The following is a 19,770-nucleotide window of genomic DNA, read 5'->3' on the forward strand; positions in this document are numbered from 1 at the left end:
GCGCGCGAGATGCCGAAGTCGGTGATCTTCGCGGTACCGGACTCGTCGATCAGGATATTCCCTGGCTTGACGTCGCGGTGCACGATCCCGGCGCGGTGCGCGGCGACCAGCGCCGACGCGACCTGCTCGCCGATCTTCGCGACGCGTCCCAGTGGCAGAGTGCCCTCTTCGGAGATGATCGCCGAGAGGCTCGGGCCGTTCAGGTACTCCATCACCAGGCAGGGGTCGCCGCCGTGCTCGGCGATGTCGAACACCACGATCGCGTTCGGATGCTGGAAGCGGGCCGCGTTCTTCGCCTCGCGCATGGCACGCTGGCGCATGTTGTCGCGTTCGGCCTCTGAGACACCTGGCTGCGGGAGGATCTGCTTGACCGCCACCGAGCGCTCGAGGCGGACATCGATGGCACGCCAGACCACCCCCATGGCACCGCTACCAATTTGCTCGACCAGGCGGTAATGCCCAGCGATCAGCTGACCGGTGTCGATGGCGACTGCTCCTGACACATTCTTTGACGAACACATCCCGGGTGATGGTGGCGTTCCGCGGCCTGAGAGGCCCCGCGCACCCGATCGAGTGTAGCGGGCGGCGGTTTCGGCTCCCCGTCAGCTCGCCGGTGCGGAGGCGGGCAATTCTTCCTCGCCGCTCGATTCGGGCGCCGGAACGGCCTTCCGCCGGAAGACCTTGACCAGCCCGATGGCCCCCGCGGCGGCGAACACGGCGTAACAGATCAGCAGGGCGGGAGGCGTTTCCCCGGTCAGCGCGTCACCGAGGACGACGACCGCGACCGTGCCCGGCAGGCTGCCGAGCGCGGTCCCGATCAGATACGGGGCGAAACGGACCGATGACACTCCGCACAGGTAACTGAACGGAGCGAACGGCACCATCGGGATCAGCCGCAAGGAGGTGATCGCCAGCACCCCGCCGTCCGAAAGCCGGTCGTTGACCGCGCGGACCTTGGCCCGGTGCAGGTGCCGGGTGACCAGATCGCGGCCGAGCGCCCTCGAAAGGGCGAACGAGAGCCCGGAGGCGACCGTGGTGGCCAGGATGCCGACGACGATGCCCGTCGTGGCGCCGAGCAGCAGCCCGCCCGCGAGGTTGAACACGGTGCGCGGGATCGGCGCCACGGTCAGTACCGAATAGACCAGGAAGAACACCAGCGGCGTGGCCGGGCCGGTCTCGGCCGCCCAGGCCCGCAGTCCGGCCGGGCTCGGGATCGGCAGCAGCACCGCGGCCGTCACGAAGAGGGCGAGCACGGTGAGCGCGAGGATTAATTTGGTACGGCCGGACACTGCGTCCACCGTACGGTATTCGCCGTGGTCGACATCGAGGCGCTGCGGACGCAGCCCGAACTCACCGGCGAGAACGTCTTGCTCACGCAGCTCGACGAAACGTACTTCGAGACCGGGTGGGAAGCCCTGCGCGAACCGGAAAGCCGCAGGCTGACCGGTACGCACACCGATTTCACCGAAGAACAGGTCCGGACCTGGCTGGCCGGTCGGCCGGGCCTGGCCGATCGGGCGGATTACGCGATCGTGCGTAAGGAGGATCGCGTCCATGTCGGCGATCTCGCGCTCACCGACGTCGACAAGGACAACCGCTCCGGATCGTTCCGCATCGCGCTGAACGGCCCGGAGTTCTTCGGCAAGGGCTACGGCACCGAGGCGACCAAGCTGCTGCTGGCCTACGCGTTCGACGTCGTCGGCCTGCACCGCGTCTCGCTCGAGGTCTTCGACTACAACCCGCGTGCCCAGCGCGCCTACGAGAAGGCCGGGTTCGTCCGCGAGGGGCTCCAGCGGGAGGCCCTGTGGTGGGACGGCGAGTGGCATGACGTCATCACGATGGCAATTTTGAAGAACGATCCGCGGCCCTGAGCGGCGCCGGACTGGCTACGGTGGGCGCATGCCCAAGAACGGTGAGCCGATCGAGGTCGAGGTAGGCGAGCGCAAGGTCCGGGTGTCGAGCCCGGACAAGGTGTACTTCCCGGCCCGGGGGATCACGAAGCGCCAGGTCGTCGAGCACTATGTCGCGGTCGGCGAGCCGCTGCTGCGCGCGGTCGGGGAGCGGCCGACGACGCTGAAGCGCTACGTCGACGGCGTCGAGGGCGAGTGGTTCTACGCCAAGCGCGTGCCGAAGGGCGCGCCGGAGTGGGTGGAAACCGCGAAGATCACCTTCCCGTCGGGCCGCACGGCCGAAGAGGTCTGCCCGACCGAGCCCGCCGTGTTCGCCTGGGCGGCGAACCTGGGCACCTTCGACTTCCACCCGTGGCCGGTGCGGCGGCCCGACGTCGATCACCCGGACGAACTCCGCATCGACGTCGACCCGCCGGACGAGGCCGGGTTCTCCGACGCGGTCGAGGTCGCCGGCGTGGTGCGCGAGGTCCTCGACTCGGCGGGGCTCGTCGGCTATCCGAAGACCTCGGGCGGCCGCGGCGTGCACGTCCTGGTGCGGATCCGGCCGGAATGGGACTTCATCGACGTCCGGCACGCGGTGATCGCGCTGGGCCGCGAGGTCGAGCGCCGGATTCCGGACAAGGCGACCATCGCGTGGTGGAAGGAAGAGCGCGGCGGCCGCGTCTTCATCGACTACAACCAGGCCGCGCGCGACCGCACGGTGGCGTCGGCCTGGTCGGTGCGCGGAACCGCCCGTGCGACGGTGTCGACCCCACTGACCTGGGACTTGCTGACCGAGGTCGACCCCGACGACTTCGACGTCCTCACCGCGGGCGCCTTCTACGCCGAGCGCGGCGACCTGCACGCGCCGATGGACGAGCAGGCGTTCGGCATCGAGTCCCTGCTGGAGTGGTACGCGCGGGACGAGCGCGACCACGGCCTCGGTGAGATGCCGTATCCGCCGGACTACCCGAAAATGCCCGGGGAGCCGAAGCGGGTGCAGCCCAGCAAGGCGCGGGACGACACCTAAGCCTCCCGAGGGGCATCAGGTCGACGTGTTCTCGGGGTGGTCGTGAGTGATAAGTGTCGTTAGAACGACCCAAAACACTCACGACCACCCCGGCCGACGCCACACCTGCCTCGGCGGTCCCATCGGCCCCATAAACGCTCGCCGCAGCCAGTCGTGGTGCACCTGCGGCGCGGAGGGCATCAGGCCTGGAGCGAAGGGGACTTTCCGCGCATGGGATGCGGGGAAAGTCCCCTTCACGCCGTGCGGCACGCCACGCTCGGCCGGTAGCTCTTAATGAGCCCGGCCGACGCGGGAAAGCGAGCGGTCGGCGACGGTCAGCGCGAGGAACAGCACGCTGACCACCAGCATGAACGCGGCCAGATGGTGCAGCCCGGCGCTGTCGGCACGCTGTCCGAAGAACGCGCCGCCGGCCGCGGACGCGACGATGGCGCCGAGGTAGCCAAAGGTGCGCAGCAACCCGGCCGACGAGCCCATCCGTTCGGCGTGGGCCTGGTGGTACACGGAATTCTGCAGCGCGAGGTTGTTCAACCCCTGCGGGACCCCGAGGACGATCACGACGGCCAGCAGTGTCCACAGCGGACTGCCGTCGTTCAGGAACAGCAACAGCGCGCAGGCGACGACCTGGCCGAGCGAGCCGACCAGGAGCTTGCCGCGGACGGCTTTGCTGCGCCCGGTGACGGTGGAGGCGATGATCCCGACGCCGAACAGCGGGAGCAGCACCAGTCCGGCTTCCGACGCGGACAGCCCGTGGCCCTGCTCCATCCACTGCGTGTAGCCGTAGAGGAAGGCGTAGCTGACGACGAAGCTGAGCAGCGCCCGGCCGTAGGTGGCCAGTAGCGGCAGGTTGCCGCCGAGCAGGCGCACGTCGATGAACGGCTGCCGGGTCCGCAGTTCGCGCCAGGTGAATCCGGCGGCCGCGACGACGGTCACGGCGAGCAGCCACCAGTCGCCGCCTCGCGGGTCCATCAGGAACAGCAGCAGGCAGACGAGCGCCGCGGCGAACAGGCCCATGCCGGGCAGGTCCAGTTCGCGAACCAGGCCGTCGCGGCGGGTGACAGGCGTCGTGGGGAGACGGCGGAAGCCGAGGTACAGGCCGGCCAGGGCGAGCGGGATGTTGATCGCGAGTGTGGCGCGCCACCCGCCGATCCCGATCAGCAGGCCGCCGAGGCTGGGCCCCACGACGGCGATGGTCTGTGTGGTGATGGCGAGCGCCGTGAGGACCCCGGCGGGGCTGTCCTTCCCGGTGCGCTGGGCCTCGCTCCGGATGAGGTACATCGCCGCGGGATAGCCGGCGCAGGTGCCGAAACCGAGAAGCACCCGGGAAGCGACGAGCACGCCGAAGCTCGGCGCGAGCATCCCGGCGACGCCGGCGATCCCGGTCAGCGCCGCGCCGGCCAGGAACAGGCGGCGGGGGCCGAAGAGGTCGATGAGCCGCCCCACCACGGGCTGACCGATCGCGGTGGCCAGGTACAGCGCGGAAACCAGCCAGGCCGTCTCGGCGGGCGGCGCCCCGAAGGCCACACCGATCGGCACCAGGGACACGGAGATGATCGACGAGTTGACCGGGTTGAGGGCCGCGCCCAGCATCATCGGGGGCAGGAGCCGCCGTTCGAAGCCCGTTTCCGGCACGGTGCTCACCGCCGCACCACCCGTTCCAGCAGCGCCGCCGCTTCGATCAGCGTGCGGCGCTCGGCCTCGGTGCACCGCGTCTCCAGAACCTGCGCGAGCCAGCCCTCCCCGGCGCGGCGGCGCTCTTCGAGGAAGGCGTGACCGCTGTCGGTGACGAAGATCAGCTGACGCCGTCCGTCCTCGGGATCCGGGCGGCGGGCGGCGAGTCCTCGATCCACGAGGACACCGACGGTGGTGGCGATCGATTGATGGCGGATGCCTTCCAGCGCCGCCAGATCGCTGACGGACGCTTCACCGTCCTTGTCGAGCCGGCTGAGGACGGACGTCTGGGACGGCGTGAGGTCACCGCTGCCGTAGTTCTCCCGCAGGCGGCGCCGCAGCCTGCTGAAGGCGACGCGGATGTCGTGGGCCGCGCGGGCGCTGGAGGCGTTCTCGGTCATGTTCGCAGGCTAACTTGCGCAGTTCAGGCTGCGCAATTTTGCCTGCGTATCTAGCCGCGGGTGAACTCGCAGCCCGCGACCTGCACGTACTCGCCCCTGCGCGCGGCGAACCGGGCGGCGCCCGAGGTCAGCTGGTCGGCCACGATCTTGGACGCGCCGGTGGCCCGCAGTCTCGCCCAGTAGCAGTGCCCGTTACCGTCCGGCGCCGGTCCGGGGGAGTGGTACGAGCCCGCTTCGATGTCGGTGCCGACCAAGTAGGTCCCGTCGGCGAACCGGTCCGCCGGGGTGGTGGCGGCGGTGTGTCCCGAAGTGACCGGCGGCGCCGGGACCGTCACCGTCGGCGCGGGCGCGGCTTCGGCCGTGACGGTCACCGTCGCGGGGGCCGCCGGGGCCGTGGTCGTGTCGGGTGATCTCGGGTGAGTGGCCGCCACCACACCGACACCCGCGCCCAAAGTGAGCGCGACGGTGAGCCCGGCCACGAGCGGGAACGCATTTCGTGACGACGCGTGCGGCGTCGGTGACCAATTCGTGCTCGGCATCCGTCTCTTCAATCGATTTGCTCGCGGAGTGATTGCGCTTTCGTGTCGATCTAGAAACCTGTTACCGCTCCGCGGCGGACCGATACGAGACTGTGTGACGCACGGGACCTTGCCGTAACGGCAAGCTTCCTGCCAGCGACAGTTCCCTCCGAACACTAAGCTGGGGGAGACGAAGGAGTACCTGTGGACGACCTGATCGCCTTTCTCGCCGCGCGTGTGGGGCAACGCCAGGCGCTGATCATGCAGGCGGTCAAGAAAACCGAGATCAGCGAATCGCTCAATCGTGGTGAGACCAAGGTCGTCATCGAAAAGAAGATCCGTTCGCTGAACGACATCGAACTCGACGCGGTCAATCAGATGATCAACGAGATCGAAGCGACCCGGCGGCTCATGCAGGCGCATCGCACCACGGTTTCGGAGAAGGTCCCGGGATTTCCCCTGTACGGCAACGAGTATTGGTGCGAGACCTGCCACGTGCCCGCCGACGAGGCCGGGACGAACTGGTGCCTGACCCTGCGGCTGCTGGCTCTCCCGTACGCCGACCACGCGGACTACAGCGAGCGCTGGCGTCCCTGAGCGGGGAATGCCCGCCGGGCCGGGACGCGTTGACCCGGAGGTGATCACGCTTTCGGTACTGGACCGGTCCCCGACCCGCCGCGGCGGCGACGCGCCCCGCGCCCTGCGGGACACGGTCGCCTTCGCGCGTGACATCGAAGCGCTGGGTTACCACCGGTTCTGGGTCTCCGAACACCACAGCGTGCCCGGTGTCGCCGGATCGGCACCCACCGTGCTGGCGGCCGCCGTCGCCTCGGCGACCGAGCGGATCCGGGTCGGTACGGGCGGGGTGATGCTGCCGAACCACCGGCCGCTGGTGGTCGCGGAACAGTTCGGCGTCCTCGAATCCCTCTTCCCCGGCCGGATCGACATGGGGCTGGGCCGGTCCGTCGGGTTCACCGGCGGGGTCCGGCAAGCGCTCGGGCACGAGAAGGACGACGCCGACCGGTTCGGCGACCAGGTCCGGGAGCTGCTGGGGTTCCTCGCGGGCGACCAGACCGCGTATCCGGGCGTGCACGCCATCCCCGCCGAAGGTCTTCACGTGCCCGCGTTCCTGCTGGCCACCGGTGCCGGCGCTCGGCTGGCCGCGGAACTGGGGCTGCCGCTGGTGATCGCGCCGGTCCGGGGCGAGGGTCCGCTGCTCGAAGCCATCGAGGGCTACCGCTCCGGCTTCCGTCCCTCCGCGCGGGCTTCGCGGCCGTACGTCGTGGTGTCCACGGCGATCGCGGTCGCCGAAACGGCCGAACGGGCCCGGCGGTTGCTGATCCCCGAGGCCTGGTCGACCGTCTACTCGCGAACGCACGGCGTCTTCCCGCCGCTGTCGCCGGTGGAGGAGATCCTCGCCGGACCGCTTTCGGACCGCGATCAGGAGCGGCTGGACCGCGCGCTCGACGGCCAGATCGCCGGCACCCCGGACGAGGTGGGCGGCAGGCTGGCCGATCTCGTCGCCAAGACCGGCGCCGACGAGATCCTCGTGACCACCAGCACCTTCGACCAGGCCGAGCGGCTGGAGTCCTATCGGGCACTGGCCGAGGTCGCCGGACTTCCCGATTACGCCGGAAAACAGAGTCTCGCCGCGGTGTCGTGACTTTGCTAGTGTCACGGCCATGACTGCCGGGTCGGCCTTGTGCCGTGAGCGGACGGGTTCCCCGGCCGCCGCTTGATCTCCGGGCGGGCCCGAAGCCCGCCTCCGCGTACGTGTCCTGTTGTGGACCATGCGCGGAGAGGAGGTGAATCGCATGTCCCCCAACGAAAACTGGCGCGAGTTCGTCCTCGCGCACGTCGATGGCGGAGCCCTGGACGGTGTCGTCACCCGGGTGCTGCCGTTCGGCGCGTTCGTCGAAGTGGCCCAAGGGATGGAGGGGCTGCTGCCGACCGTCGGCGGCACCGGCCCGCTCACCGCGGGCGCGGCCGTGTCCGTCCGGCTGGACAAACTGGACGTCCAGAACCGGCGGTTCAGCCTGACCCTGGCCTGACACCGCTCGCGTTTAGTCCTCTGGATGCGGTACTTGCGTGTGCAAGTACCGCATCCAGAGGACGAAATGCGTTCTAGAGGCGCAACAAAAGCTGGGTGAGGACGCGCTGCGCGGGGTCGTCGAGGTCGATCCCGGACACCTCGCCGGCGCGGCGCACCCGGTAGCGCACCGTGTTCGGATGGATGTTCAGCTCGCGCGCCGCGCGCCGGACATCGCCGAACGCGTCGAGGTAGGCGAGCACGGCGGGCACGAGGATGCCGCCGTGCTCGGCGTCGTGCGCGACCAGGTCGGTCAGCCGGGGGTCGCGGATCCTCGGCTGCTCACCGAGGAACGCGAGGACCTCCGAGAGCAGGACCTCGGCGCGCACGTCGGCCAGTGAGGCGACGTCCGCGGTCCCGTGCCCGCGCGCCATCGTCGCCAGCACACGATCGGCGTCGCCCCGCGAGGCCGCCGCGTCGGACAGGCGCGGCACGGCACCGCCCAGCGCCGCGCGCACCCGGACGTCGAGATGCCGTTGCGCGGTGCCGACGATTTCCTTGGCCAGCGCGAGAATCCGAGTCTCGGCGTGTTCCGGGAGGTCGGGGAGCAGCGCGTAGACGCGGCCGCCGATCACGCTCACCAGCGCGCTGCGCCGATACGCGGCGGTGTGCACGGTGATCAGGTGCACCAGTTCCGCGCGCCGCAGCTGCCGGTCGGTCGCGGCGCGGTCGCGGGGGAGCGAGAACGCCAGCACCATGGCCGGTTTCCCGGGATCCGCGCCGATGTCGTCCGCGACGGACTCGACGTCGAGACGGCCGTCCAGCAGTCCCGCCAGCAGGTCTTCGCGCAGCCGGAGTTCCGGGCTGGGCAGGGTCCGGTGCCGGATCAGCTGGGGCGCGAGCGCCCGGCTCGCGCCGAGCAAGGCGACTTCCGCGCTTTCGGTGAGCGGATGCGCGCCCTCCTGGACCCAGATCGTGCCCAGCGGCTGCGATCCGGCGTGGATCCCGGCCGCGATCCGCCGCCGGATGCCGAGATCGGGCCGCTCGTCGATGCGGACGATGCCTTCACCGGCGCGAAGCCGCTGGTAGACGCCCCATTCGCGGAGCATCGCGAGGTACCGTTCCGGGCCTTCGCGGCCGAGGATCGAAAGCCTGCGCAGCTCGTCCACCTCGTCGCCCGCCCGCGAGTAGGCCAGCACGCGGCTCGCGGTGTCCTCGATGCTGACCAGGCCGCCGGTGAGGGTCGCGATGGTCTGCGCGAGCGAGAACAGATCGCCCAGCACCTCACCGCTGTCCGCCTCGCCTCCCGCGCGAGCCGCGTCGACGACGCCCCTGGCCAGCGCTTCCACCTGCTCCCAGCGGGCCTCGTGGCCGACCTCGATCAGCGCGATGCCGGAGTCCGTCGCGACGTTCACGACGGACGAGCCGCTCTTGATCGCGACGGCGGCCGCGCCGGATCGCCCCGCGGCCCGGATCGCCCCGGCCGCCGACCGTCCGCGGGCCCCGATCACCAGGACGAGGTCCCCCGGATGGGCGTCCGGCGGATCCTCCGGATCGTGGATGACGACGTCCGCCACCTCGACGCCCAGTCCGCCGGGCGCCGCGAGCACTCTGACCAGCGGTTCCCCGAGCGTGGCCAGAACATGCCGAAGGGACGCGCCGGTGGTCGAATCAGTAGTCAGGTCATCACCGAATTAAGCCGATCGGACAAGATGGTCACCCTGATTCTAGCCAGTCGGACAAGCCGCAGGGCTGCCGTCGGGTCTACCGTTCGGGATGAGACCTCTACCCGGCGACGTGAAGTCAGGAGCAGTCAGTGGACGCCGTGACCCAGACCCCCGCCCCGAAGAACGAGCCGGTGCTGAACTACGCACCGGGCAGCGCCGAGCGCGCTGAACTCGAGGGCGCGCTCAAGTTGCTGGGTGACGCCGACCCCATCGACATCACCGCGACGATCGGTGGTGAGCAGCGCAAGGGCGGCGGCGAGAAGATCGAGGTCGTCCAGCCGCACAACCACAAGGCCGTGCTGGGTGTCATCCACAGCGCGACCGCGCAGGACACCCACGACGCGATCGCCGCCGCCAAGGCCGCCGCTCCCGGCTGGCGCGCGCTGTCCTACGACGACCGCGCCGCGATCATCCTGCGCGCCGCCGACCTGCTGGCCGGCCCGTGGCGCGCCAAGCTGAACGCCGCCACCATGCTCGGCCAGTCGAAGACCGCGTTCCAGGCCGAGATCGACTCCGCCTGCGAGCTGATCGACTTCTGGCGCTTCAACGTCGCCTTCGGCCGTCAGATCCTCGCCGAGCAGCCGGTCAGCTCGCCCGGGATCTGGAACCGGATGGAGCACCGCCCGCTCGAGGGCTTCGTGTACGCCATCACCCCGTTCAACTTCACCGCGATCTCCGGCAACCTGCCGACCGCGCCCGCGCTCATGGGCAACGTCGTGCTGTGGAAGCCGTCGCCGACGCAGAGCTACGCCGCGCACCTGCTGATGCGCCTGCTCGAAGAGGCCGGTATGCCGCCGGGCGTGATCAACCTGCTGCCGGGTGACGGCAAGGCCGTCTCCGAGGTCGCCCTGACCCACCGCGACCTGGCCGGGATCCACTTCACCGGGTCGACCGCGACCTTCCAGCACCTGTGGGCCACCGTCGGCGCCAACATCTCCGGCTACCGCACGTACCCGCGCCTGGTCGGCGAGACCGGCGGCAAGGACTTCGTGCTCGCGCACCCCTCGGCCGACATCGACATCCTGCGCACCGCGCTGATCCGCGGCGCCTTCGAGTACCAGGGCCAGAAGTGCTCGGCCGCGTCCCGTGCCTACGTCCCGCGTTCGCTCTGGGCGAGCCTGAAGGACAAGCTCGTTTCCGAGACCGAGGCCATCACCTACGGCGACGTCAACGACCTGAGCAACTTCGGTGGCGCCGTGATCGACCGCCGCGCCTTCGACAAGCACGCCGCCGTGCTGGCCAGTGCCGCCGAGGACGCCGAGATCGACGTCATCGCCGGTGGCACCGCGGACGACAGCGTCGGCTACTTCGTGCGCCCGACGATCCTGGTGTCGGACAACCCGAACCACGAGATCTTCCGCACCGAGTACTTCGGCCCGATCCTCGCGCTGCACGTCTACGACGACAGCACCGACGAGAGCTTCGACAACGTGCTCAAGCTGATCGACGAGACCGCCGACTACGCGCTCACCGGCGCGGTCATCGCGAACGACCGCACGGCCGTCGCGAAGGCGTCCGAGGCGCTGCGCTTCGCCGCCGGCAACTTCTACGTCAACGACAAGCCGACCGGCGCGGTCGTCGGCCAGCAGCCCTTCGGCGGCGGTCGCGCGTCCGGCACCAACGACAAGGCCGGCTCGGTGTTCAACCTGCTCCGCTGGACGAGCACGCGCTCGGTCAAGGAGACGTTCGTTCCGCCCACCAGCGTCCGTTACCCCCACCAGGGCTGAGAACCAGGAGTTCGTGATGTTGCGTGCCCCGTTGCTCGCCGCCGCCCGATCCCGGCGGATGCGCAAGCTGGTCGAGGTCGTCCCCGCCACCCGATCGGTGGTGAGCCGGTTCGTCGCCGGTTCGAAGACGCCCGACGCCGCCCGGGTGGTCCGCGAGCTGGCCGACGACGGCCTCCGGGTCACCCTCGACCACCTCGGCGAGGACACCACCGACGCCGAGCAGGCCGCGACGACCGTCCGCGCCTACGAGGAACTGCTGTCCGCGCTGGCGGCCGACGGCCTCGCGTTCGGCGCGGACGTCTCGGTGAAGCTGTCCGCGGTCGGCCAGTTCCTGCCCGCCGAGGGCGAGAAGGTCGCGTTGGAGAACGCCCGCAAGATCTGCGCGGCGGCCGAAGCGGTCGGCGCCACGGTGACCCTCGACATGGAGGACCACACCACCACAGACTCGACGCTGGGCATCCTGCGGGAACTGCGCACCGAGTACCCGTGGGTCGGCGCGGTGCTGCAGGCCTACCTGCGGCGCACCGAGCAGGACTGCCGCGAACTGGCGGCCGAGGGTTCCCGCGTGCGGCTGTGCAAGGGCGCGTACGCCGAACCCGAAGAGGTCGCGTTCCAGGACAAGTCCGAAGTGGACAAGTCCTACGTGCGCTGCCTGAAGATCCTCATGCGGGGCAAGGGTTATCCGATGGTCGCCTCGCACGACCCCCGGATGATCGCGATCGCCGAGAAGCTCGCGTCGGACGCGGGCCGCAAGGCGGACGACCACGAATTCCAGATGCTGTACGGGATCCGTCCCGAAGAGCAGCGCCGGATCGCGGGTGACGGGAAGACGATGCGCGTCTACGTCCCCTACGGCGACGAATGGTACGGCTATTTCATGCGCAGGCTGGCGGAACGCCCGGCGAACCTGGCGTTCTTCCTGCGCGGACTCGCCACCCGGGGCTGACCCGGTCCCCGGTGGCAAAGTTCCGCTGAAGTACAAAGGGGCCCTTCCCGGCGAAACCCGCCGGGAAGGGCCCCTTCTTTCGCGTCAGGCTTCCTGCGCTTCTTCCTTGAGCTTGTCCATGTCGATGTCGCGCGCCTGCTGGATGAGGTCTTCGAGCGTCTTCTCCGGGAGCGCGCCCGGCTGCGCGTAGATGACCGTCTTGTCGCGGATCACCGCGAGCGTGGGGATCGAGCGCACGTCGAAGGCTGCGGCCAGCTGCTGCTCGGCCTCGGTGTCGACGCTGGCGAAAACGATGTCGTCGTGGTTGCCCGACACCTTTTCGTAGGTCGGCGCGAACTGGCGGCACGGCACGCACCAGCCCGCCCAGAAGTCGATGATCACGAAGTCGTTCTCGGACACGACCTGATCGAAGTTCGCGGCCGTCAGCTCCACAGTGCTCATGCCCTGGGTAACGGATCGGGCGCTACGCGCATTCCCGGGAATGCGCGTAGCGTCTCGGATGGAGCAACCCAGGTTTCGCAGGAGGTGCGTATGGCCGACGGGGACATCCTCAGCCGGATCGACGAGCTGGTCAGCGTGGAGCACGAGCTCCGTTCGCGGGCGATCGGTACCGGGCTCAGCTCGGACGACAGGTCCCGGCTCGCGAGTGTGGAGCAGCAACTGGACCAGTGCTGGGACCTGCTGCGGCAGCGGCGGGCGCGCGTCGAGTTCGACGAAGACCCCGATGGGGCCACGACGCGGCCGATCTCCGAGGTGGAGGGTTACCGGCAGTAGCGGTTTTCGCGCCCGGCGCGTGTCATGAGGGGTCCCCGTGGGACATTTTTCGTCCCATGGGGACCCCTCATGACACGGGAGTGACTGGGGTCAGGCCGGGCAGAGGGTGCCGTCGACGGGGACCTTCCCGTCGATCAGGAACGCCCGCGTCGCGTCGGCGACGCAGGGGGACAGGCTCAGCGCGCCGTGCCCGGCACCCTGCCAGGTGATCGTCACCGCGCTCGGCATCTGGTCGGCGGCCCGGCTGGTGCCCTGCTCCGGCGTGACCGGGTCGGTCGCGGTGCCCGCGACGAGGATCGGCGGGGCACCCGGGGCGCCGGCGGGCGGAAGCGGTTCGCGGCGCACGGGCCACGGGCTGCACCACGCCAGCTGCTGCGCGGCGAGAACGCCGAACTGCGGGTACTTCTCGCGCAGGGTCGTGGTCACCCGGGTGAGTTCTTCGGCCGAGAGCCGCGTCGCGCTGTCGTTGCACTTGGTCGCGAGCGTGCCGTCCAACCGCGACGGCCGCGCGCGGGAATCCTTCAGCACCGGCTCGGCGAACGCGGCCAGCGGCGTGACGTCGCCGGTCTGCGCGGACTTGAGCGCTTCGGCGAGTTCCACCCAGCGCGAGCGCTGCGCGAGTCCGGAGTAGACGGCGTACAGCGCGATCCCCGGCGTGATCTCCGCCCCGTCGGTGGTGGTCACGGAGGCGGAGCGGAGCCTGTCGGCGACGGCGGTCACGGCCGACCGGGCGTCGCCGATCGGGCAACCCCTGGCGATGCAGTCGGCGCCGAAAGCGTCGAGGGTGGCCTGCGCGCTCGCGGCGACGGCTTCCTGCACGGCGGTGCCGTCGGGGGCCGGATCGGGCAGCCCGTCGAGCATCATGCGGCCGGCCTGCGCCGGGAACCGCACGGCGTATTCGGCGAGGACCTTCGAACCGTCACCGCGGCCCAGCGCGTGCAGCTTGTCCAGCCCCAGTTGCTGACGGAGTTCTTCGAGGTCGCCCGCCGCCCGCCAGCTGTCCATCGCGACCTGCGAGTCGTCCAGTTCGATGGCGCATTGCTGGCCCGCCTTGCGCGCCGCGTCGACGACGCTTTCGAGGTCTCCCGCCGCCGGGTCGCCGCCGAGCAGGTCGGTGCGGATCTCCGCCGGGACGCACTGCACCGGCGCGGAGGTCCCGGTCCCGCGCCGGTCCACGCCGATCAGGGAGAACTTCTGCAGGAACTCGGGCGGCAGCGTCGCGGCCAGGCGCGCGGCGTACAGCGATCCGGGCTCACCGTCGACGTCGTTGACCACGACGAGCGGGATCGGCCCGCCCCCGGTCTTGACCACCGACAGCCGCGAGAGCCCGCGGCCGGGCAGGTCCGGCGCGTCGAGCGTGGTGGGCACCCTGGCGCAGGCGAACTTCAGCGTGTCCGGCACGGACGGCTGGCCCAGCCGCTGCCGGGTCGCCTCGTCGCAGTCGTCCCATTTGATCGACGGCGATCGCGGTTCGGTGAGCGGCGGCAGCGGCACCGGCTGGGCGGACGCCGACGAGCCGGGATCGGGCTTGCCGTCGTTGTCGATCACCGCGGGCCGGACCGACGGCCCGGCCGTGCAGCCCGCGACCACGGCCGCGACCACGGTCGTCATCAGGATCAGCCGTGGCGTGCGGCGGGCGGTGCTCACGGGCTGGTCCTCACTTCCAGGGCATGACAAAGCTCGTGGGTGAGCTTCGCAGGTGACGTGTCAGGCCCCGGTTAGCGGGTGCGTTTCACTTCGCCGCGGAACACCGCGTCCAGGTCGTAGCGGGCGACCTCGTCGAGCTGGGCGTAGGTGCAGGAATCCGGCTCGCGGTCGGGACGCCAGCGCTTGAACTGCGCGGTGTGGCGGAACCGCGACGGGTATCCGCCTTCCGTGTGCTCGTAGCCGACCTCGACCACCTTCTCCAGCTTCAGCGGCACCCACGGGGCTTCCTTGGACTTCCACCGGGTGATCCCGCCGGGGATCCGCTGCTTCTCCCGCACGTTGTCGCCGAGCCAGGGGTGATCGGAACCGTCGGTGATCAGCGGGGCCAGCTCTTCGGCCAGCTCGCGTCGCCGGGTGACCGGGAACGAGCCGACGACGCCAGGATGGTGCAGCACGCCGTCCTCGTCGTAGAGCCCGAGCAGGAACGAGCCGACCATCTCGCCCGCTTCGCCGTCGACGTGCCAGCGCAGCCCCGCGAGCACACAGTCGGCGGTGCGCGAGTGCTTGTACTTCAGCAGCACGCGTTTGCCCGGCGTGTACGGCTCGTCGAGCGGTTTGCCGATGACGCCGTCGAGCCCCGCGCCCTCGAACAGTTCGAACCAGTGCCGCGCGATCGCCGGATCCGAGGTGGCCGGGGTCAGATGGAAGCCGTCGGAGGCCAGCTTCTCCAGCCGTTCCCGGCGCTTCGACGTCGGCTCGTCCAGAAAGGACTCGTCGCCGAGCGCCAGCAGGTCGAACGCGACGAACTCCGCCGGGGTCTGTTCCGCCAGCAGCTTGATCCGGCTCTCGGCGGGGTGGATCCGGTCGGTGAGCGCGTCGAAGTCGAGCTTCCCGTCCCGCCCGACCACCAGTTCGCCGTCGAGCACGATCCGCTCGGGCAGGGTCGCCTTCAGCCGCTCGATGACCTCGGGGAAGTACCGGTTGAGCGGCTTCTCCGACCTCGACTGGAGGGTCAGCTCGTCACCGTCGCGGAAGACCAGGCAGCGGTATCCGTCCCATTTCGGCTCGAACAGCAGCCCGCCGGAATCGGGGATCGCCTTCGCCGGTTTGGCGAGCATCGGTTTGACCGGTGGAGTCAAGGGAAGCGACATGACGGCCATTCTTGCCGCAAGGACACGCTCAGCGCACCCGTTGCGGTGCTGCCGTGTCGAGTTCGATCCGGACCGCGGTCGGCAGCACTTCCACGCCGAGCGATTCCCGGGCCCTGGCCAGCACGGTGAGATCGAGCTGTTCCCAGACCCGTTTCAGGTCGGTGCCCTCGCTCAGCCAGAGCGTGATCCGCAGCGCCGGGTGCTCCTTGTCGCCGACCGCGCGGACCCGGGCGCGCCCGACGCCGTCGACCGTCTCGGCGTCGAGGCGGACGGCTTCGGAGATGGCGGAAGACGTGACCACCAAGTCGTCGCCGAGGTCGAGGTCCGGACGGCCCTCCGTGCGCAGGGACCGGAAGAACCACCACAGGCCGAGCCACAGCAGGAGGACGCCGAGCACGATCGCGCCGATCCGGGCGGCGAGCGCGTGCTGCGACAGCCAGTCGAGCGCGATCGGGTCCATCAGCGCGCGGCCGGCGCGATACGTGCCGAGCCAGCCCGCGCCGACCACGAGCATCGCCGCGCCGCCGAGCAGCGCGACGAGTCCGATGAGGACGGTCAGCGTCCGTTCCGTGCCGGTGGACCGGCCGAGTGCCTTGGCGGAGACCGAACGGGTCATCGGCGGTCCTTCGGGGAGTCGACGACGACGGACACCTTCGGCCGCCGCACCAGGGGGACGTCGTCGAGCAGACCGGAGACCGTCTCCAGCAGCCGCGGTCGCAGCTCGCCTTCGGTCTCCAGCCTGCTCGTCGCGCGGACACGGATCTTCTTGGCGGTGGCGGTGACCTTCGCGCCCGCGACGTTGTCCTGGGCGCGCACGCTCACCCCCACCAGCCGGGCCAGCGCCCGCGGCGACGTGGTCACGCTGACCTCGTTCGCCGGATCGGTCAGCCGGATGGCGCGCCGCCCGGCCGAGGCCGACGCCAGGATCAGCAGCAGCCCCACGACCGCGACGGCGATCGCGAGGTAGCGGACCTCGTCGGTGTTCCAGGACAGCTCCGCGAGCCTGTCGCGCCAGTCGTCCCACGGGACGAACAGCGGCCCCCGCCCCGGCCGCCACCAGCCCCAGCCGACCTCCAAGGCCAGCAGGACCCCCGCGGCGGCCAGCGCCAGCCCGATCAGGGCGGACAGCAGGCGGACGAACAAACGCATGATGCTCCTTCTAGCGGACGCGGGGCGCGATGTCGGGCAGGAGCGCGGAAACCGTCACCGAGATGTCCCGGACCTCGTACGAGGTGATCCGCTCGACCTCCTCGGTGACCCGGGCGCGCAGATCGCCGACGATCCGCCGCACCGGCGCCGGGTAGTGCAAAGCGACGTCGAGCACGAGATCGACGTCGTTGCCCTCACCGCCGACCTTCGCGCTCGCGCCGTGCGTCCCCAGCCCGAGACCGGCGATCCGCCGCTCGGCGCGCGTGGTCCCGTCGACCTGGTCCGCGGCGTGCTGCGCGATCTTGCGGACCACGGACGGCGCGATGGTGAGGGTGCCGCGATCCTCCGGTCCGGCCGGGAGGGTCATTTGTCGCGGCCCCGGCCGAACAGGTCGCCGAGGTCGAGTTCGCCGTCGAGCACGCGGCCGAGGACGAGGCCGATGACGCCGACGGCCAGCGTCACCAGGAACGCGGTGAAGCCCTGGGTCGCGGCGAGGCCGAGGATGAGGCCGGCGAGCAGGCCGGTCTGGGTCCCGTTCATCACTCGACCCGCGAGGTCTCGGTCTCGCCGCCGTTCTCGTCGGGCAGGTGGATGTCGTTGACCGCGATGTTGACCTCGATCACCTCCAGGCCGGTGATCTGCTCGACCTGGCCGATCACGTTGCGGCGCACCGCGCGCGCGACGTCGACGATGCGCGCGCCGTACTCGACGACGACGTCGAGGTCGATCGCCGCCTGCTTCTCGCCGACCTCGACCGAGACACCGGACGTGGTGACGGTGCCGGAACCGGGGATGCGCTCGCGGATGGCGCCGAAGGCCCGCGAAACCCCGCCGCCCAGCGCGTGGATCCCGGTGACCTCGCGGGTGGCGAGACCCGCCACCTTCTGGACCACCACCGACGAGATCGTGGTCTTGCCGGCGGCTCCTTCCTCGTTGAGGGACGACCCCGCCACGGGGGTGTCGGGCTTGCTCGCGCTCGGCTGCGCCATGAAGTTCGCTCCTTCTCGGCCTGTGCCGCGCGACCTGCGCGCGCGGCGGTCCCTACGCTCTCACCGACCAGGACACGCGCGCATGCCGAGTCGTCACGCGATGTCCCCCGGATGGGGTAATCACTTCCGGGGTTCACCTTGACGGGGTGGGCCGGGCGGTTCGCGTGCCTGAACGGACGACACGCGTGATCAGGCGGACGACACGTGTGACTGGACGGACGACAGGCGCGCGGCCGGGTCCCGCCGTGAGTCGTCCGTCTGGACACGCGTGTCGTCCGTCCAAGCACGCGTGTCGTCCATTCGGTCACGCGAAACGCCCTGCCGGGCCGGAACCCCGCGTCAGTCGGGGTGCACGTCGACGACGTGGACGTTGATCGCGGGCGGGGTCGTTCCGAGCTGTCCGGTCAGCGCCGCGCTCACCCGGTACCGCAGCAGTTCCGCGACCGCCGCTTCGACGCCGAACCGGACCGTCACCAGCACCTGGAGCACGTCGTCCTCGAGCGCGACGGCCGAGACGTGGACCCCGCCGAGGTCGCGGCCGATCCCGGCGGCCAGCTTCCTGGTCATCAGCACCAGCGCCCGTTCCGACACCTGCGTCTTCCCGCCCGCCGAGGGCAGGTCGAGCGGCGGGGTGGTGTGCTTGCCGCGGACGCCGCCGACCGACCGGAGCACCCGCTCGACGAGTCCTGGCGGCGTCGGCACCGGACGGCTCGCGGCGGCGCGCACCTGCTCCCACCGCGGGTCGTCGCGCGGATCCTCGCTCATCACCGTTCCCGGGGTCGGAAGTTGTCGCCGAGTTTCGCCAGCAGCGCCACCCGCGCGCGGTGCAGTCGAGCGCGCAGCGCTGGCACGCTCACTTCCATCACCTCGGCCACCTCGTCGTAGGTCAATCCTTCGAATTCTCGCAGAATCAGCGGGATCCGCTGGCCGACGTCGAGTTCGGCGATCGCGCGCAGCACCGTGTCGACCTGCTCGGCACTCACCACATGTCCCTCCGGACCAGGCACGACACCCGCGTCGCCCTCGTCGAGCGGCACGGTCGGTTTCCGGCGCCGGACCTGTCCGAGCGCGCCGTTCGTCGTCACCCGATAGAGCCAGGTGGACACCGCGGACTCGTACCGGAACCCGGGCAGCGCGCGCCACGCGGAAAGCCAGGCTTCCTGGACGACGTCCTCCGCTTCCGACGCGCTGCCGGTGATCCGCAGCGCCACGCGATACATCCTGGCCGTGTGCCGCCGCACCAAGGTGTCGAAGGCACCGTGGTCCCCGGCGGCGGCCCGGGCCGCCAGTTCCTCGTCCGGAACCGGCGCGGGGTCGCTCACCCGCCCTCCCGGCGGCGGTAGCGCAGCATGGTGAAGCCGTCTTCGAACAGCACGGACGCGAGGTCCATCCGCCGCGGTCGCGGGGACGGGCGTCCGTCGGCGATCCGGCGTTCGCCCGCGCCCGCCAGCAGCGGGGCGACGGTCAGGCACAGCTGGTCGACGAGGTCGGCCGCGATCAGGTCGGCGAACAGCGCCGGCCCGCCCTCGCAGTCGACACGGCGCAGCCCTCGTTCGGCCAGCAGCGCGAGCGCGCGGTGGAGGTCGACGTCGTCTGTCCCGGCGACGAGCACTTCGGCCCCCGCGCGCTCCAGCGCGGCCCGGGGCGCCTTCTCGGTGGTGATGACGATCGGCGGGACCTTGGTGTCGGTGAACAACGGGCCCGCGGGGTCGAGATCACCGGAACGGGTCACCACCGCGATCGGCGGGACTTCCGACAGTCCGAGCGAAACCCGGCGGGCGGCGCGTTCGGGATTGATCCGCGCGCCGCGGTAGCCCTCGGCGCGCGCGGTGCCGGCGCCGACCAGGATCACGTCGGAAAGCAGCCGTCCCGTCAGGAAGATCCGCTTGTCCGCGGGATGCGAGAGGCCCTCGGACAGCTGGTCGACCGCCACGGCGCCGTCGGCCGAGCTGACGAAGTTGACCTGGACCCAGGGACGGCTCAAATCCTCGGGGTACCCGTAGAGCCGTTCGAGGTCGGCATCCGAGACGGGATCCGCCGGTGTCGTTGGCCACAAAAGCTGCACACCAACATCCCAGCACGGGCCCGGCGGCACCGCTGAGCGGGGGATACGCTCGGTCAGGGA

General features: G+C 70.5%; 25 protein-coding genes. 8 read left to right on the forward strand and 17 right to left on the reverse strand.

The features are described from left to right. Together CFP71_RS22710 and CFP71_RS22715 are read right to left on the reverse strand one after the other, a co-directional pair. Positions 1 to 422, reverse strand: a 422-nt coding sequence (locus tag CFP71_RS22710; RefSeq protein WP_244199793.1) for a serine/threonine-protein kinase, incomplete at its 3' end; no start/stop codon positions are given. A gap of 180 nt (positions 423 to 602) precedes the next feature. Next, positions 603 to 1,289: a TVP38/TMEM64 family protein gene (locus tag CFP71_RS22715; protein WP_093935962.1), complete on the reverse strand. Its 687-nt coding sequence runs from the start codon at positions 1,287 to 1,289 to the stop codon at positions 603 to 605. 24 nt (positions 1,290 to 1,313) lie between these two features. On the opposite strand from CFP71_RS22715, the gene CFP71_RS22720 reads away from it, so the two are divergent. Together CFP71_RS22720 and CFP71_RS22725 are read left to right on the forward strand one after the other, a co-directional pair. Continuing rightward, positions 1,314 to 1,871, forward strand: a complete 558-nt coding sequence (locus tag CFP71_RS22720; protein ID WP_093935963.1) for a GNAT family N-acetyltransferase — start codon at positions 1,314 to 1,316, stop codon at positions 1,869 to 1,871. Positions 1,872 to 1,899: 28 nt separating this feature from the next. Then, on the forward strand, positions 1,900 to 2,919 hold the full coding sequence (locus tag CFP71_RS22725; protein WP_093935964.1) for a DNA polymerase domain-containing protein: 1,020 nt from the start codon (positions 1,900 to 1,902) through the stop codon (positions 2,917 to 2,919). Positions 2,920 to 3,189: 270 nt separating this feature from the next. Here the strand turns inward: CFP71_RS22725 and CFP71_RS22730 are convergent, their stop codons facing one another. The 3 genes from CFP71_RS22730 to CFP71_RS22740 are packed head-to-tail and all read right to left on the reverse strand — an operon-like array spanning position 3,190 to position 5,527. Beyond that, the gene (locus tag CFP71_RS22730; RefSeq protein ID WP_093935965.1) at positions 3,190 to 4,557 is read right to left on the reverse strand and encodes an MFS transporter; all 1,368 of its coding nucleotides are present in this window, start codon (positions 4,555 to 4,557) and stop codon (positions 3,190 to 3,192) included. Continuing rightward, positions 4,554 to 4,988 carry a MarR family winged helix-turn-helix transcriptional regulator gene (locus CFP71_RS22735; RefSeq protein WP_093935966.1) on the reverse strand — a complete coding sequence of 145 codons (435 nt, stop codon included), beginning with the start codon at positions 4,986 to 4,988 and terminating at the stop codon, positions 4,554 to 4,556. Before CFP71_RS22735 ends, CFP71_RS22730 begins: the two co-directional genes overlap by 4 nt. A 50-nt stretch (positions 4,989 to 5,038) precedes the next feature. Then, the gene (locus tag CFP71_RS22740) at positions 5,039 to 5,527 is read right to left on the reverse strand and encodes an Rv1352/Rv1906c domain-containing protein (protein ID WP_244199792.1); all 489 of its coding nucleotides are present in this window, start codon (positions 5,525 to 5,527) and stop codon (positions 5,039 to 5,041) included. A 183-nt stretch (positions 5,528 to 5,710) separates the two neighbouring features. Between CFP71_RS22740 and CFP71_RS22745 the strand changes: the two genes are divergently transcribed. From CFP71_RS22745 to CFP71_RS22755, 3 genes are all read left to right on the forward strand, one after another. Next, the gene (locus CFP71_RS22745; protein WP_093935968.1) at positions 5,711 to 6,103 is read left to right on the forward strand and encodes a DUF6221 family protein; all 393 of its coding nucleotides are present in this window, start codon (positions 5,711 to 5,713) and stop codon (positions 6,101 to 6,103) included. Between the two features lie 7 nt (positions 6,104 to 6,110). Then, a complete protein-coding gene (locus CFP71_RS22750; protein WP_093935969.1) occupies positions 6,111 to 7,169 on the forward strand; it encodes an LLM class flavin-dependent oxidoreductase in 1,059 nt (352 codons plus the stop codon). Positions 7,170 to 7,320: 151 nt separating this feature from the next. After that, positions 7,321 to 7,557 (forward strand): S1 RNA-binding domain-containing protein, encoded by a 237-nt coding sequence (locus CFP71_RS22755; protein ID WP_093935970.1) that lies wholly within the window; start codon positions 7,321 to 7,323, stop codon positions 7,555 to 7,557. 73 nt (positions 7,558 to 7,630) lie between these two features. Here the strand turns inward: CFP71_RS22755 and CFP71_RS22760 are convergent, their stop codons facing one another. Next, complete coding sequence (locus CFP71_RS22760) at positions 7,631 to 9,145, reverse strand: PucR family transcriptional regulator (RefSeq protein ID WP_093935971.1); 1,515 nt, start codon at positions 9,143 to 9,145, stop codon at positions 7,631 to 7,633. 206 nt (positions 9,146 to 9,351) lie between these two features. On the opposite strand from CFP71_RS22760, the gene pruA reads away from it, so the two are divergent. Then, complete coding sequence (gene pruA / locus CFP71_RS22765; protein WP_093935972.1) at positions 9,352 to 10,989, forward strand: L-glutamate gamma-semialdehyde dehydrogenase; 1,638 nt, start codon at positions 9,352 to 9,354, stop codon at positions 10,987 to 10,989. A gap of 16 nt (positions 10,990 to 11,005) precedes the next feature. Next, entirely contained in the window at positions 11,006 to 11,935 is a 930-nt protein-coding gene (locus tag CFP71_RS22770) for a proline dehydrogenase family protein (RefSeq protein WP_093935973.1), read from the forward strand. Positions 11,936 to 12,019: 84 nt separating this feature from the next. On the opposite strand, the gene CFP71_RS22775 is transcribed toward CFP71_RS22770, so the two are convergent. Continuing rightward, complete coding sequence (locus tag CFP71_RS22775) at positions 12,020 to 12,376, reverse strand: thioredoxin family protein (protein ID WP_039917837.1); 357 nt, start codon at positions 12,374 to 12,376, stop codon at positions 12,020 to 12,022. A 90-nt stretch (positions 12,377 to 12,466) separates the two neighbouring features. Here CFP71_RS22775 and CFP71_RS22780 point away from each other — a divergent pair, with 90 nt between their 5' ends. After that, positions 12,467 to 12,709: a DUF2630 family protein gene (locus CFP71_RS22780; protein WP_093935974.1), complete on the forward strand. Its 243-nt coding sequence runs from the start codon at positions 12,467 to 12,469 to the stop codon at positions 12,707 to 12,709. A 90-nt stretch (positions 12,710 to 12,799) separates the two neighbouring features. On the opposite strand, the gene CFP71_RS22785 is transcribed toward CFP71_RS22780, so the two are convergent. From CFP71_RS22785 to CFP71_RS22830, 10 genes are all read right to left on the reverse strand, one after another. Then, positions 12,800 to 14,320, reverse strand: a complete 1,521-nt coding sequence (locus CFP71_RS22785) for an alpha/beta hydrolase (RefSeq protein WP_093936002.1) — start codon at positions 14,318 to 14,320, stop codon at positions 12,800 to 12,802. 107 nt (positions 14,321 to 14,427) lie between these two features. Beyond that, positions 14,428 to 15,507: an ATP-dependent DNA ligase gene (locus CFP71_RS22790; protein ID WP_093936003.1), complete on the reverse strand. Its 1,080-nt coding sequence runs from the start codon at positions 15,505 to 15,507 to the stop codon at positions 14,428 to 14,430. A gap of 28 nt (positions 15,508 to 15,535) precedes the next feature. Further along, positions 15,536 to 16,123 carry an Asp23/Gls24 family envelope stress response protein gene (locus CFP71_RS22795; protein ID WP_093935975.1) on the reverse strand — a complete coding sequence of 196 codons (588 nt, stop codon included), beginning with the start codon at positions 16,121 to 16,123 and terminating at the stop codon, positions 15,536 to 15,538. Beyond that, complete coding sequence (locus CFP71_RS22800) at positions 16,120 to 16,656, reverse strand: DUF6286 domain-containing protein (protein ID WP_093935976.1); 537 nt, start codon at positions 16,654 to 16,656, stop codon at positions 16,120 to 16,122. The genes CFP71_RS22795 and CFP71_RS22800 overlap by 4 nt, the downstream gene beginning before the upstream one ends. Before the next feature lie 10 nt (positions 16,657 to 16,666). Next, positions 16,667 to 17,023 (reverse strand): Asp23/Gls24 family envelope stress response protein, encoded by a 357-nt coding sequence (locus CFP71_RS22805; RefSeq protein WP_093935977.1) that lies wholly within the window; start codon positions 17,021 to 17,023, stop codon positions 16,667 to 16,669. Next, positions 17,020 to 17,196, reverse strand: coding sequence for a hypothetical protein (locus CFP71_RS22810; protein WP_005157087.1), 177 nt, complete (start codon positions 17,194 to 17,196; stop codon positions 17,020 to 17,022). Before CFP71_RS22810 ends, CFP71_RS22805 begins: the two co-directional genes overlap by 4 nt. Further along, positions 17,196 to 17,645: an Asp23/Gls24 family envelope stress response protein gene (locus tag CFP71_RS22815; RefSeq protein ID WP_037343835.1), complete on the reverse strand. Its 450-nt coding sequence runs from the start codon at positions 17,643 to 17,645 to the stop codon at positions 17,196 to 17,198. The genes CFP71_RS22810 and CFP71_RS22815 overlap by 1 nt, the downstream gene beginning before the upstream one ends. Before the next feature lie 339 nt (positions 17,646 to 17,984). Continuing rightward, a complete protein-coding gene (locus CFP71_RS22820) occupies positions 17,985 to 18,410 on the reverse strand; it encodes an Asp23/Gls24 family envelope stress response protein (RefSeq protein WP_093935978.1) in 426 nt (141 codons plus the stop codon). Next, the gene (locus CFP71_RS22825; protein WP_093935979.1) at positions 18,410 to 18,967 is read right to left on the reverse strand and encodes an RNA polymerase sigma factor; all 558 of its coding nucleotides are present in this window, start codon (positions 18,965 to 18,967) and stop codon (positions 18,410 to 18,412) included. Before CFP71_RS22825 ends, CFP71_RS22820 begins: the two co-directional genes overlap by 1 nt. After that, the gene (locus tag CFP71_RS22830; RefSeq protein WP_093935980.1) at positions 18,964 to 19,710 is read right to left on the reverse strand and encodes a pyrimidine reductase family protein; all 747 of its coding nucleotides are present in this window, start codon (positions 19,708 to 19,710) and stop codon (positions 18,964 to 18,966) included. Before CFP71_RS22830 ends, CFP71_RS22825 begins: the two co-directional genes overlap by 4 nt. Positions 19,711 to 19,770 lie beyond the last annotated feature (60 nt).

Origin of the sequence: Amycolatopsis thailandensis (assembly GCF_002234405.1) — a bacterium.
GTDB classification, from domain to species: Bacteria; Actinomycetota; Actinomycetes; order Mycobacteriales; family Pseudonocardiaceae; genus Amycolatopsis; species Amycolatopsis thailandensis.